This window comes from Neoehrlichia mikurensis (assembly GCF_019186785.1).
GTDB lineage: Bacteria > Pseudomonadota > Alphaproteobacteria > Rickettsiales > Anaplasmataceae > Neoehrlichia > Neoehrlichia mikurensis.
Genome location: NZ_CP066557.1, coordinates 912,797 through 928,125, shown reverse-complemented (window position 1 = coordinate 928,125; position 15,329 = coordinate 912,797). Strand labels below are relative to the sequence as shown.

Genomic DNA, 15,329 nt, shown 5'->3' with positions numbered 1-15,329 from the left:
AAATAATCTTAGCCTAACTATTTCAAAACAGCACTAATACTAAACAGTTATATATTGCTATAATAACTAAATATATAATGTTATTGCATAACATTATTAGTAAATTTAAAGTAGCAATAAAAATACTTTTTATAATATAAAGTAATAGTTAATATGAATTTTTTTTTTAAAATAAACTATATAATTGAAAATAATATTTCATTATATAAGTTATTTTTCACATGAAATTTATACTAACCATCTGTACAAAATATACCTTATTTAAATCAAATAAGTATGCAATAGATGCTTATTATTGTAAGTGTAGTACTAAAAAACAAAAGCCTGCACAATATTTTTATAAAACTAAACACGTACACAAATTAGTAAAAATACCATTTAGATTTTCATAAAATAATACCTCATTAAATAGAACATTTTTCACAGTTTAATGAATATATATTATCAACAAGTAATAATCTAATAAGGTAAAAAATATATTAAAAAAACTACAAATAAAATTTTCCTTTACAAATTTTTTCCCATACTAATTTAAAATGTAAAAAGTGATCTTTTGCACTATTTTCTAAGTACATCAATAAATTCTCAATACTACTGTTATAACTTATAGTAGTTATCTTATCTTGATAATGCATTAACCTTAAATATATTAAATAAGTATTAATAACATCTGCTTCACAATAATGACGAATTTCTAATATCTTATTATTATCATATAAGTCCATTACTTGTGATCCGTCTACACCAATCTTACCAGGAAAATTTAATATTGCACAAATTTCATTCATTTTTATCCTAGCAGATACTCCAAAATCTGAAAGATAATCTAATAAATCACAATGCCAATCTATACTGTATCTCTGAAAATAATTATTCCATTTATCTCCAATTTTGTATAAATAACCAGCTTGTATTCCATGAACCATAGCCCTATATTTTAAAACTGGCAAATCAAAAGTACGCCCATTAAAAGATACAAGACGCGGCTTTATAGAAGATAAATATTGGAAAAAACCTTTTACTAGCTCTTTTTCTTCAGAATTAACATTACCACCTGAACGAATTTCTTGTAAATGAAAAACCTCATGTTCTCCAATTCTTTGAATGTCTGCCTTTAAAAAACTGATCGTTACTACTTTATGAAAAAGCTGACGTAAAAAAGCATTTTGTCCATTAGTAATCTCAAGATGATAATTTACTAAAGCCTCCCTTTTAACACTTATGTTATCTTCAAGCTCACCTATTAAATTATTACAACAATCAACATCCGGTATTGTCTCTATGTCAAAGACTAACAAAGAATTTAACATTTATTGCCCTATACATTCTTCCAAATGATCTTGCCAAAATTTACGTATTTTCACAAATAAAAAAAGATGTATTTTTATTTGAAAAAGCTCTTCAAGCTCATTCTTAGATTGAAGACTAACATTCTTAATAATATTAGCATTTTTTCCTATAACAATAGTTTTATGATTCTCTTTTATAACATATATTACTTGCTTAATAATCAAACTCTTCTTTCTTTCTTCAATCTGTTCAGTAACAACTGATAAATTATATGGAAGTTCTTGACATAATATCATAAATAATTTTTCTCTAGTAATTTCAGCTGTAAAAAATTTCATTGAAGCATCTGTTATCTGGTCACCAGAGTATAGCCAAGGTCCATAGGCAGATGTTTCAGATAAATACTTCATTAAAACATTAATTCCTAAATTTTTTAATGCGGATATTGCAAAAATATTTTCAAAATTATGTAAACGGCTAATGTACTCTAAAATTACATCAAGATCTCTTTGAGAAATTAAATCTAACTTATTCACTACCAAAACTGCTTTAATTTTTGAATTCTTAATTTTATTAATAATTTTTACAATATGAATATCCAAATATTTTTTTGGATCAATTACTAACATGACTAAATCTATCCCCTTCATAGACATCCATGCATGTTTAACTAAAAATTTTTCTAGTTTAGTTTTTGCTGAAAAAATTCCTGGAGTATCAGTAAATATAAGTTGCACATCCTGATTAGTATATATAGCATTCATTCTAACTCGAGTTGTCTGCACCTTAGGAGTAACTATTGAAACTTTTTGACCAACTAATATATTAATCAAAGTAGATTTACCAGCATTTGTTGTCCCTACAACAGCAATCATGGAACATTTTTGATTATTCACCTTATTATACATAACATATTACAATTTCGTTTATTAACTATAACATGTTCCCTAACAATAAATTATAAATATTTTCCTCTCACAAATAATAAATAATCAATTTAACTTGATGATAGATGTTAATTCACTTTTTTATAAAGCAATAAATTATCAATTATTTTCTTGCATAGAAGCTTTTCTCATGCATTGTAATTGAAATCCTTTTTAATAAATATACGGATACTAACATTATCTTTTTATAAAGTATTGAAATTAAAATCTACAATAAAACACACATCTTACAGACCATGCTTTTAATTAATATCCTTCATCTTATTGAATTTAATTTCCTAAGAATAATAACATACATAATGATCATAAAAATGATCAATTTTTCAATAAATTCATTATATCGATATTTTTAAATTGTTCAGAATTCATTTTACTAAACTTACTAATAACACCATTTATTTGATAGAATTGTTTTAAAAGTATATTTATGGAATTTACTGTAACCCCTGCACCTCTTGAGATGCGAAGCTTACGAGCACCATTGAGTATTTTTGGGTTACACCTTTCCTGTTTTGTCATAGAATTAATAATTGCAATATACTGATTAATCTTACTATCATCAACCATACTTGATACTTGTCGTTTGATATTATTATCAAAACCTGGAAGAAATTTCAATATACTAGCAATACCACCCATTTTATTCAAGGCTTTTAATTGAGCAACAAAATCATTAAGATCAAAATTACCTTTTTGTGCTTTTTTTTGCAATTCATCTACTGCTTCCTTCCCAACAACTTCTGTAGCTTTTTCCACTAAAGAAGTAATATCACCCATATTAAGTATTCTTTTTGCTATTCTATCAGGATAAAAATCATCTATATCATTTAATTTTTCACCAGTAGTAATAAACTTAATTGGACAGCCAACTACCATTTTCATTGATAAAACTGCACCACCTCTTGTATCACCATCTGTACGAGTGAGTATAATACCAGTAATACCAAGATCTTTATGAAAAGCACTTGCAACATTTACTGCATCTTGCCCCATCATGGAATCTACAACTAATATAACTTCAGAAGGAGAAACCTTATTTTTAATAGCTTGTAGTTCTTGCATCATATCCTTGTCAATATGCAATCTTCCAGCTGTATCTAAGATTAAAACATCATAACATCCATGCTGTGCATCTTTAAAAGCCCTTTGAGCAATATCAATGGGATACTCGCCTTTAATTATAGAGACACTATCAATTGATGCTTGATTACCAAGAATTTGTAATTGCTCTTGTGCAGCTGGACGATAAATATCTAAAGAAGCCATTAATACCTTTTTTTGTTTATTACAAAGCTTTAATGCAACTTTAGTAGTACTAGTGGTTTTACCAACACCCTGTAATCCCACCATCATAATTACAGCAGGACGACTACTTGTAATATCTAATTCACTTTTATTATTTCCTAAAGCATTCACTAAATATTCTTCCATTTTTTTTATAACCATCTGCCCAGGAAGAACACCTTTAATTACCTTTTCACCAATAACCTTATCTCTTACACTAGCAATAAGATCATTAACTACTTTTAAGTTAACATCAGCATCAATTAAAGCTTTACTTACCTCCTGCATCGTGCAATCAAAATCTTTATCAGAAATTACACGCTTACTATTCAATTTTTGAAATGCAGCAGATAAACTACTTGTTAACGACTCAAACATAAAAATACAACTACACTACTAATAAACAACATACTCATTATAACAGCAAGACTCAAAGATGTAATACCACAATTTTTTATTACATCTTTATTATTACACAGTTTAATCACATATAATATATCACCCCTTAAGTTAGCAAAGATATTACAAATATACAAGATAAAAGCATAAAATTTTAATATAATATTTAACAAAAATGATCTATAAATCCAATCTATATCCATATTAAAACTTGTTATTCCTTTAAACTTTTTATAAAAACAATAAAAAAACAATGCAGCAACTAAAAAAGTAATACATTGAAAAAATACTTTATCATAAGTATAATAAAAATGGCTACCTATATTATCTACAAAAAAGAAGCATTTTTTATAAAAGAACCCAGATATAAGTAATATACAAGTCAATATTAATATTGAAACTTGAGTCAAAAATTCACTTTTTGCTACTTTAGTAACACATTGTACATTAGAAAGAAAAACAAACCAAAAAAACTTAAATCCTGCACTAACCAGCAATAATATACTGCAAATAAAAAATAACTTTCCAAATATTATATCTTGCAAGCCACCTAACTCTATGTTATGCAGTATCATTGTTTTAACAATAAATCCACTTGTACCTGGAAATCCCCCCATTATTAATAAAGCTATAAAACAACATATTCCTTCTAGAGGCATTGTTTTTAACATACAACCCATGTCATTAATATTAACTATACCTGTGTTCTTTATTATTGCATTGGCAATCATAAACAACAATAACTGATACAACATAGATAGTACTATCTGTAGAACAATAACTTCAACTACTATCATGTGATTAAATCCTATACTAATAAGCAATAATCCCATCTGTCCAACCAAATTATAACAAAGTAACTTTTTAATATTATTTTCTAATAATGAAAAAATTACTCCATATATAGATGTCATTAGACCTACATATAATAAAATATCACTACCTTGAAATAGCTTTAACATAATATAAGCAGCAGTTTTTGTAGTAAATACTGATAAAATTGCCATTCCAGTATTAGAAGCTATCGGATAAGAATGTGTAACCCAAGAAGACATAGGGAACGCTGCAGCATTAATCAATAATCCTATAAAAAACGAAGCTGCTGATACATGATTCAAATTTTTTAAAAAAGAAAACTGACATATTCCTATAAGCAAAAAAACACCGGCACAAAAATGGATGCATGCATAATGAATAAATGCCTTATATCTTTCTTTAGATAAACTAATAGCAATAATCAACAATGCACATAATGCCATAAATTCAAATACAATCACCACTATAATAATATCTGAAGATAATATCGCCATGGAATTACTAAGATAATATAGCAGATAAATTATCATTTCACGTTTTCCAATACTATTTGAGGATAAAAAAATAAAAAACATTGCTAAAGAAAACGCTATTAATAAAATACCATTATTTGAATTCAAAAAATTTAAATACACACTAATTTTTGACATCAATATACCCGCTTTAAGTAACAATGAAACACAGATAAATAAGCTACACACCTATGTAACATAATTATAAGGCCACAGTAAATCTAATTTTATCATCAAATAAATACAAAGACTTCAATATTACCAATCATATTAGTTCACATAAGAACTATTGTATAACTGACAATATATCAAAACTCCATCTACGTCATAAAACATAATAAAGTTTTACCATACTAACAGCATATCAATCTATTTTTAAACTTTGCTATAAAAAAATCACTTATATACCATTATGTTTATTAAATAAAGAATTACAGAATTTTGATTTATATAAAAAATAACACAAATTTTATGTTCTTATTGTTTGAAAAACTATTAGCTGTTTAACTAAATAAATCGCTTGCTCTATTTTTAAAAGCTAGGATTAAGCTTTTCTGTATAACAGGAGAAGTAAAATTAAACACAGAATGCAGAGCCTTATACTTCAAAGAACAGTTTATAGAAAACTTTACTAGTGATTTTTTACCATCATAAGGTACAAAGACCCAGTTACTATACAAAAAATCAAAAATACCTTCTAATGATTCTATTTTTATCCACCCATCATTAGTAGAAGTAGGAGCACAATATTGTATATAAGATGAATAACTCCCTTTGATACCTTTAAAACTTGCAAGTAAATCTGCAACAATAAACTTATCTCTACGCTCCCTAATGTATACTGATTTACACCATGGAAGAAAATCAGGATATTTTTCTATATCTAGTACTACAGAAAATAAATCTATAGCAAAAAAATCCATGACATCTTCACTATAAAACCTATATTCATCTAACATAATACATAACACAAAGAAGCAGAAGGAAGAGCCGCATTTGCCGCCGCATTCTCTGAGTATCCTGAGACATAAGTTAACGTGGGCACTATATAACAATTGCTAATGAACTGACAGTGACAGTTCCCTAAAAAAATAAAACGGGCTCGAGGAACTATTAACTTCAACGTACAATGCAGCACCTCCACCCTACTTATAGCATTATATAGTACACACGTCAAATTATTAAAAATTATTTATCATTTTTATCAATTTCTTGATAATCTGAATCAACAACCTTTTCCTCACTGCTTGCATTATTTGTCGTATTACCACTAGCATTATCAGAAGACTTACTATTATTAGCAGAATATATTACTTCCCCTAACTTCATTGACATACTTGATAAATGATCAAACCTTTGTTGAATTAATTCTACATCATCTATATTGTCACTATTAATACAATCTTTTAATTCCTTAACAGCGTTTTCTATACCAGATTTATCAGACTCAGAAATTTTATCCCCATACTCCTTAAGAGATTTTTCTGTGGAATGTATAAGATTTTCTGAATTATTTTTCATTTCAACAAATTTTTTACGCTTTTTATCCTCTTCAGCTTTCTCTTGTGCTTCCTGAACCATTTTTTTAATTTCATCATCACTTAATCCACCAGAAGATTGTATTTTTATTGCCTGCTCTTTTCCTTCAGCGCCTAGAGGTATGCCACAAATTGAAGTGACTTTTGATATAGATGCTAATGGTATAGTGCATGTATCAGCAAAAGTCACTTCAATTTGTGGCATACCTCTAGGCGCTGAAGGAATACCTTCTAAACTAAATTGACCTAATAATTTATTATCAATGGCCATTTCTCTTTCCCCTTGAAAGACTTTAATAGTTACAGCAGTTTGACCATCTTCTGCAGTAGAAAATATCTGTGACTTTTTTGTAGGTATAGTTGTATTACGATCAATTAGCCGCGTAAAAACTCCACCTAAAGTTTCAATACCTAATGATAATGGTGTAACATCTAGCAATAAAACATCTCTAATATCTCCAGAAAGTATACTGCCCTGTATTGCTGCCCCAATTGCAACTACCTCATCAGGATTAACTCCCTTATGAGGCTCTCTCCCAAAAAAGTCTTTTACCTTTTGTATTACTTTAGGCATTCTAGTCATTCCACCAACTAAAACTACCTCATCTACTTTATCTGCAGAAATACCTGCATCTTTTAATGCTTTTTGACATGGAGCTATTGTTTTATCAATTAAATTAGTGACTAAATTTTCAAATTTCGCTCTTGTTAACTTTAAACTTAAATGCTTAGGACCACTACTATCACTTGAAATAAAAGGAAGATTTATATCTGTTTCCATTCTACTAGATAACTCAATTTTAGCTTTTTCAGATGCTTCTTTTATTCTTTGAACCGCCATTGAGTCATTTCTTAAGTCTATACCATTTTCATTTTTAAAATGCTCCATTAAATGATTCATAATTGCATAATCAAAATCTTCCCCGCCAAGCATGGTATCACCATTTGTTGCTTTGACCTCAAATACTCCATCCGCTATTTCTAGCACTGAAACATCAAAAGTTCCACCACCTAAATCATATACTACTATTACCTTTTGCCTATCACTCTTATTTAACCCATACGCTAATGCTGCTGCTGTAGGTTCATTAATTATTCTAATAACATCAAGCCCTGCTATCCTACCAGCATCTTTTGTTGCTTGACGTTGAGCATCATTAAAATAAGCAGGTACTGTAATCACTGCTTTCTCAACCTTATGTCCAAGATAACTTTCTGCAGTATCTTTCATTTTCTCTAATATAAAAGCACCTATCTGACTAGGAGAATATTCTTTATCACGTATCTTAATCCATGCATCACCATTTTTAGCAGATACAATCTCATATGATGATTTAATATCTTTAATATCTTGATACCTGCGGCCTATCAACCTTTTACTAGCATATATTGTATTTTTAGCATTTGTAGTAGCTTGACGCTTTGCAGAGTCACCTACTAACCTTTCAGCATCAGTAAATGCAACTATAGAAGGCGTTGTTCTAGCGCCTTCGCTATTTTCAATAGCCTTAGCATCTCCTCCTTCCATTATTGCAACACAAGAATTTGTTGTACCTAAATCTATACCTATAACAGCCATAATAAACTTCCCCCTAAGAAACCTCTAAAAATCAACAATAACTTGATGTATCATATAATCACCAAATTATCATATTACAACCCCCATTCTTTACATAGATTAAGAAAATTTATGATGCATAAAATATCTTACGTAACCACTTTCTGCTCCATGTATCTACATGATTATTTTTAACATTATGATTCATATCACGATCTTTTTCAACACTTGCAATAATTTTAGTATTCTTATAATTCACAGTAAATAAATTTACTACATCTTCACTATAAACATCCTTCTCGCACCCTTTTTCTATACTAAGACTAAAATCAGAAATATTAAATACCCGATTAACTGATAATTTTATAATAACATTAAATTCTTTTTCAATATCATATACATGATTACGTTTATTATTAAAGATATAAGAGATCATTTGCTCATTAGTAACAACATTTATATTTATACTTTTATTCCTATGCTTATTTGCAGAATATCTAATTTCCCTTAATATATCAGCTGATATTGATTCTAAAGATCTTACCCGCCCTACTCCATTACAATGTGTACACTGTATGGTATTGGCCTCAAATATACTTTGTTTAACCCTTTGCCTTGATATCTCCATCAATCCGAATGCACTAATACAACCAAACTGTACTTTTGCTCTATCATATTTAAATGCTTCTTTAAGTTCGGATTCTACTACTCTACAATAACGATATTTTAACATATCAATAAAATCTATAACTATTAATCCTGATAACCCTCTTAAATTTACTTGCTTCGCAATTTCCTTGACTGCTTCTATATTTGTTTTATATGCAGTCTCTTCAATACTATCTTCACCTGTCATACGTCCAGAATTAACATCAATAGATACCAAAGCTTCTGTAGATGTTATAATTAAATATCCTCCTGATGGAAGATTTACTTTATTACTATATAAATCAATCACTTGAGAATCAACTTTATAATATGTAAAAATTGGTATACTTCCCTTATATAATTTTAAACGCAGCTTATTTCTAAACATGAATTTTACGCATTCTTTTGCTATTTCATAGGCCTCATTACCTGAAACAATAACATCTTGAACACTCTCATCACAAAAATCTCTCAATGTTCGTTTAATAATATCTCCCTCAATATAAAGCAGCGCAGGAGGATTAACGTTTGAACAATTATTATATATATTCTTCCATATAGATTGTAGATATAACAAATCTTGTTCTATTTCTTTTTGATTCCTATGCTGACCAGCGGTTCTAATAATAACACCTGATTCCTTAGGTAATTTTATAGTATTAAGTAAATTTTTCAGATTTTTTCTATCATTAGCATCATCTATACGGCGAGATATTCCACTATTTTTTTTACCAGAATTAGGCATAAATATACAATATCTACCTATTAAATTAATAAATGTAGAAAAAGTTGCACATTTATTACCACGCTCTTCCTTAATAATTTGTACCATAATTTTTTGGTCAACTTTAATTACATCTTGCACCTTATACATTTTATAAAAAAGAGCTCTTGACTTATTACCCCGTAAATTCATTTCTTTCTTATGACAACTAATTTTATCATCTATAATGTTATTGCCATCTATGTCTATACTACCTTCATATTGGTCATTATCTCCGTATACGCTTTCAAGTTTATCATCATTTCTTACAACATCTTTTGCAAAATCTTGATCTTCATTATACATTAACTGTAGTAAATTTTCTTTTTCACATTGAGAAATATGATAATATTCAACTGATATCTCGGAAAAAGGCAAAAACCCATGCTTACTAATGCCATATTCTATAAATACTGCTTGCAAAGATGGTTCTATACGCTTTACTATAGCATAATATATACTTCCTTTAAGTCGTCTTTTATTTCTTATCTCTTGATCAAATTCTATAATTTGGCCATTGGATAATACTGCAACTCTTACCTCATCAGGACATACTGCATCGATTAATATTCTTTTACCATGATTTGACACAAAAACCACACCACTCTTTAATAATCCAAGAAACAATACAAAAAAAACATATTGACAATACAATATACAAATAATTAAACTATGTAAGCTAATGCTCAATAATATAACATAAAATAATTACCACTAAATCTTATACATGCAGTTTGCTTTCTTGAATATGTGAAAACTCTTCTTTTATTCTAATAATAATTGAAAGTCCAACTGCAAAAGTTGCAACTCCTACTACTATTGCTGTCAACATTAGCACACTAGGCAATGGATTGCTGTATATAGTAGCATGCAAATTTAAAATAGGAACTGAAGCATTTGCAACATACCCTATAGATATATAAAATAACAACACAGAAGATTGTAAAATGTTTAATCCCAGTAATTTTTTTACATAATTCTCATCAACAATAGTAATATATAATCCTATCACCATTAATATCATTGATACTATATAATTAATATAATAAACCCCCACAGCATTAACCCAAATCTACATAAAAACTATCTATACCTAAACTACACCTACCTCTTAGAACATCTATCGGTAGACACATTTTAACAATATAAAAATGCTGTATTATTAATAATACAACCCTACAGCATTACGAAAATTTACACAAGACAAATTATTCATACCTAAAACACACCTAGCTAGATCACTATTGGTAACTTACACTTTTTAATCATATAAAAAAAACTACTGTATTATTCAGCAGCATAACCCTACAATATAATATAATACATTACCTACCATTTATTATCAATAAAATCATTCATTAATCTACTTTTATTACCAACACATAATATCATTCATTAAAAAAAGCTAATTAAGTATAATAAACCTATTTATATACAAATTTACATCATGTAATAAAATACAAATATCTAAAAATTACCATAATAAAACACGTCACCCTATTTTTTTCTTGATACAAAGCTCAAATAAATACTGATCATAGAACTACATACTGCCATTCCTACACCAAGCTCTACAATAAAAATACCTAATTGCTGCGCTGCCAAAGAATCACTTAGCAATACAGAATAAGATAAAAACCTACTGCCAAAACACATAGTAATAATACCAGTAACAATATACATTAATACCCCTATAGCTCCAATCAACCTAATATTAGATATCGACATTATTCTAAAAACAGAATTAATCCCAAATACCATAGTATATAAAATTATAACTGATGCAATAATCACACCAGCTTGAAATCCTCCTCCTGGACTATAGTCACCATGTACTTGAATATATAATCCATATAAAAGTATAATAGGCATCATAAAAGTTACAATAGTACGTAAAATAATATTTTTAATCATTAATATTTTCTCTTTTTAATAACAAAAACACACATAATGCTGCTGTGAATACAACTATTGTTTCACATAATGTATCATACCCACGAAAACTAGCTAAAATTGCCGTAACTACATTAGGAATACCCATATATTTATTTGTATTTTGCATATAGTATGGTACAACGTTCTGATTTGCAGCAGAGTAAAAACTGCCAAATTCTGGAAGATCATTAATAGCGTACAATAAACTTAATAACATGCACACTGAACATATAACTGCAATAAACAGCTTTACAATACAATTATTATTTATTGCAATTTGCACTTTTATTAATGATAACGCATAAAGCATTAATACTGTACTTAATCCTGCACCAACAGAAGCTTCTGTAATTGCAACATCCGGCGCATCAAGAATTAAATATAAAACAGTCATAATTAGACTAAATATACACATTACAACTACATTACTAGTTAGGTTTTTCAAAAAAATTAAAGTAGAAGATGTTATTAATAACAAAACTAATAATACTAAATTGAAACTAAAAACATGATCCCCTAGCATAACAACTCTTTAACTTTCATTATTATCTTTATCATAATAGACACAATGAGCTAACATATAGCAAGATGTAGTATTGGTAATCCATAAAATAAAAATTAGCAATATTACTTTTACTGTAAAGAGTGACAAAAAATTATACCCAATCACCACCCCACTTAAAACTAAAGCTAATCCTAATGAATCTGCTATACCTGCAGCATGCACTTTAGTATAAAAATTAGGAAACCTCATTACTCCAATTGCAGCAGTTAACATCAAAAATAATCCTAATCCCATAATTACTAAGCTAAAATATGTCATCATTAATATATCCTAAAAGTTATCATAAAGAAAAAATTTCATAAATCCTATAATTGCAATAAAATTAATACACGCATATATTAAAGCCACATCTATAAATGACAGTGTATCTTTAATAACACTTAATACTACTATAAGTACTATAGTATATGTACTAAATAAATTCGCAGCAAGAATCCTATTATATATACAATGCCCTTGTATTATTACAACCAACATTAACAGCATACATACTAATAAGCCATATGCAGTAAATACTACCATAATCACCCCGTATTTTATTAGAATTACTAAAGCCTTGATTAAAAATATCAATACACATACTAGATGTAAATTGTACTATTACAAACTTATTTTTAAGATATTTTTTTCAAAATCTCAATATAGCACTTAAATATTAATAAAAAAATTACAATTAATAATCATCATTTGTTTTTGCATAATTTAATACTTTTTTATTATATTACTTAACAAATAATAAGCATTAAGTAAGTCTTTTATTGATTTAGAAAATGATTAAAATTTATAAAATCCTTAAATTGATTTCCTATTTAAAATACATTTTGTTAAATTATATAAAGCGTTGTGTATTTTATGCTAACTTACAGTTTAATTTCTAAAAAAAATCTAATCTTATAGTTTTCTTCAGTTCTATTTTTAGCTAATAGTAGCAGCCCTAGAAATTTATTCATATACGCTATAATTGCTTAATTTTGCAATACCTTATTTGCTATATTATCAAGAGTGATATCAAAATATCCCAATAACTACATAACAAAGCTTAAACTTAGAGATTTATTTATGTAAACTTGTTAATTTATGCAATACCTTATTTGCTATATTATCAGGAGTAATACCAAAATATTCATACAAATCCTTATAACTACCTGAGGCGCCAAAGGTTTCCATTCCTATAAATATTCCATTAGAACCTATATACTTATGCCATCCACAAGCACTTGCAGCTTCTACAGCAACTTTTACACTATCATTATTTAATAAATTTGATATATAACTCTCACTTTGCTGGTCAAATATTTCCCAACAAGGAACAGAAACTACCCTAACTCCCAATCCTCTATTACACAAAATTTCTTTGGCTTTTAACGCAATTTCTACTTCTGAACCCGTAGCAAAAATTGTAACATCTAATTGATTATCATAATCACATATAATGTATGCTCCTTTACTACAGAGATTAACATTAGATTCTATCTTACGTAAGTAGCTTACATTTTGTCTTGAAAGTGCAAATAACGATGGAGATTTAGTTAACCTTAATGCTAATTCCCAACATTCTATAACTTCAGCCGCATCTGCTGGTCTAAAAACATATAAATTAGGTATTGCTCTTAAAGATATCAAATGTTCTACTGGTTGATGAGTTGGACCATCTTCACCTACTCCTATAGAATCATGTGTCATAATATAGATAACCTGTTGCTTCATTAAAGCTGCCAACCTAATAGAAGGTCTACAATAATCAGAAAAAATTAAAAAAGTACCTCCATAAGGAATAATACCTCCATGTAAAGCCATGCCATTCATACATCCTGCCATAGCATGTTCTCTAATCCCATAATGTATATATGAAGCATTAAAAACATTTTTAGCAATGACTTTCATATTATTAGTTTTTGTATAATTAGAATTAGTTAAATCCGAAGATCCTCCAACAAATTTTGGAGACATCTTTGTTAAAATTTCCAATACTCTACCAGAAGATTTTCTTGTAGCTTCATTTATACATAATTTATGCAACTGCGTTTTAAATTTATTTAACTCTAAAAATACACTTTCAGAAACACCATCTGTAATTACCTCTAAAAAATCACAAGAATGCTTATTATATTCTTGAAATTTCTTTACCCACTCATCATATTCTACTTCTGTCCTTTTTGCAGCTTGTTGCCATAAAAACATTATCTCTTCCGGTATATCAAATGCATCATATTTCCAGTTTAATTGCTGTCTTATTGCTTCTACATCATCTTCCTCGAATGGCCAACTATGAGCAGAACAAGTATTTTCTTTGGATGACATAAATTTTCCAATAATTGTTTTACAACAAATAATAGATGGTTTATTAGTTAATTTAGCATTCACTATTGCCTGAGTAATACTATCAAAATTATGACCATCTATCTCTTGCACATCCCATCCGTATGATAAAAATCTAGTTTTTATGTCATCAGACATAGACAAGTTAGTACTCCCATCTATTGATATACCATTATCATCAAAGAGAACTATCAATTTATTTAGCTGCAAGTGCCCTGCTAAAGATGCAGACTCATGACTAACTCCCTCCATTAAACATCCATCTCCAACCATTACATAAGTATAATGATCAACTAAATCAGATCCAAATCTTTGAGATAATATTCGTTCTGCAATTGCAAATCCTATAGCGGAAGCAAATCCCTGACCAAGTGGACCAGTTGTAACTTCAATCCCTGGCGTACATCCATACTCTGGATGACCAGGAGTTAAAGAATTAATCTGCCTAAACTGCTTTATATCTTGAATACTTAAATATCCCATAAAATATAATATGGAATATAATAACATTGACCCATGTCCATTTGATAAAATAAATCTATCTCTATTAAACCAATTATAATTCTTTAAACTAAATTTTAAAAATTTATGAAATAAAATAGTTGCTACATCTGCCATACCTAAAGGCATACCTGGATGACCAGAAGCAGCTTTTTGTATAGCATCTACTGATAAAATCCTTACAGCACTAGCCATAACAGTATATTTTTTATTCATTTCTTCACTTAAAATTACTCTTTTAACAAACACTACTA

The 15,329-nt window shown here is 28.3% G+C and carries 13 protein-coding genes and 1 other RNA gene; all 14 read right to left on the bottom strand.

Annotated elements, in window-relative coordinates; translation table 11 throughout:
• Window positions 1–488 precede the first annotated feature (488 nt).
• A complete protein-coding gene (locus HL033_RS03770; protein ID WP_218193958.1) occupies window positions 489–1,310 on the bottom strand; it encodes a 3'-5' exonuclease in 822 nt (273 codons plus the stop codon).
• A complete protein-coding gene (era, locus tag HL033_RS03765) occupies window positions 1,311–2,198 on the bottom strand; it encodes a GTPase Era (RefSeq protein WP_218193957.1) in 888 nt (295 codons plus the stop codon).
• A gap of 354 nt (window positions 2,199–2,552) precedes the next feature.
• A complete protein-coding gene (gene ffh, locus HL033_RS03760; RefSeq protein WP_218193956.1) occupies window positions 2,553–3,899 on the bottom strand; it encodes a signal recognition particle protein in 1,347 nt (448 codons plus the stop codon).
• The gene (locus tag HL033_RS03755; RefSeq protein ID WP_218193955.1) at window positions 3,884–5,386 is read right to left on the bottom strand and encodes a proton-conducting transporter transmembrane domain-containing protein; all 1,503 of its coding nucleotides are present in this window, start codon (window positions 5,384–5,386) and stop codon (window positions 3,884–3,886) included. Before HL033_RS03755 ends, ffh begins: the two co-directional genes overlap by 16 nt.
• A gap of 365 nt (window positions 5,387–5,751) precedes the next feature.
• Complete coding sequence (locus HL033_RS03750; protein ID WP_218193954.1) at window positions 5,752–6,207, bottom strand: type II toxin-antitoxin system RatA family toxin; 456 nt, start codon at window positions 6,205–6,207, stop codon at window positions 5,752–5,754.
• Between the two features lie 24 nt (window positions 6,208–6,231).
• Window positions 6,232–6,389, bottom strand: a non-coding RNA gene (gene ssrS, locus HL033_RS04585) — 6S RNA.
• Window positions 6,390–6,436: 47 nt separating this feature from the next.
• On the bottom strand, window positions 6,437–8,365 hold the full coding sequence (dnaK, locus tag HL033_RS03745) for a molecular chaperone DnaK (protein ID WP_218193953.1): 1,929 nt from the start codon (window positions 8,363–8,365) through the stop codon (window positions 6,437–6,439).
• Between the two features lie 109 nt (window positions 8,366–8,474).
• Window positions 8,475–10,346: an Rne/Rng family ribonuclease gene (locus HL033_RS03740; protein ID WP_218193952.1), complete on the bottom strand. Its 1,872-nt coding sequence runs from the start codon at window positions 10,344–10,346 to the stop codon at window positions 8,475–8,477.
• Between the two features lie 130 nt (window positions 10,347–10,476).
• Window positions 10,477–10,779 (bottom strand): cation:proton antiporter subunit C, encoded by a 303-nt coding sequence (locus tag HL033_RS03735; RefSeq protein ID WP_246575362.1) that lies wholly within the window; start codon window positions 10,777–10,779, stop codon window positions 10,477–10,479.
• Window positions 10,780–11,252: 473 nt separating this feature from the next.
• Window positions 11,253–11,669 (bottom strand): Na(+)/H(+) antiporter subunit B, encoded by a 417-nt coding sequence (locus tag HL033_RS03730; protein ID WP_218193950.1) that lies wholly within the window; start codon window positions 11,667–11,669, stop codon window positions 11,253–11,255.
• Window positions 11,662–12,213, bottom strand: a complete 552-nt coding sequence (locus tag HL033_RS03725) for a DUF4040 domain-containing protein (RefSeq protein WP_218193949.1) — start codon at window positions 12,211–12,213, stop codon at window positions 11,662–11,664. The genes HL033_RS03730 and HL033_RS03725 overlap by 8 nt, the downstream gene beginning before the upstream one ends.
• A gap of 9 nt (window positions 12,214–12,222) precedes the next feature.
• The gene (gene mnhG, locus HL033_RS03720) at window positions 12,223–12,513 is read right to left on the bottom strand and encodes a monovalent cation/H(+) antiporter subunit G (RefSeq protein WP_410522096.1); all 291 of its coding nucleotides are present in this window, start codon (window positions 12,511–12,513) and stop codon (window positions 12,223–12,225) included.
• Between the two features lie 12 nt (window positions 12,514–12,525).
• Window positions 12,526–12,777: a monovalent cation/H+ antiporter complex subunit F gene (locus tag HL033_RS03715; RefSeq protein ID WP_218193947.1), complete on the bottom strand. Its 252-nt coding sequence runs from the start codon at window positions 12,775–12,777 to the stop codon at window positions 12,526–12,528.
• A gap of 531 nt (window positions 12,778–13,308) precedes the next feature.
• Entirely contained in the window at window positions 13,309–15,291 is a 1,983-nt protein-coding gene (gene tkt, locus HL033_RS03710) for a transketolase (protein ID WP_218193946.1), read from the bottom strand.
• Between the last annotated feature and the right edge of the window lie 38 nt (window positions 15,292–15,329).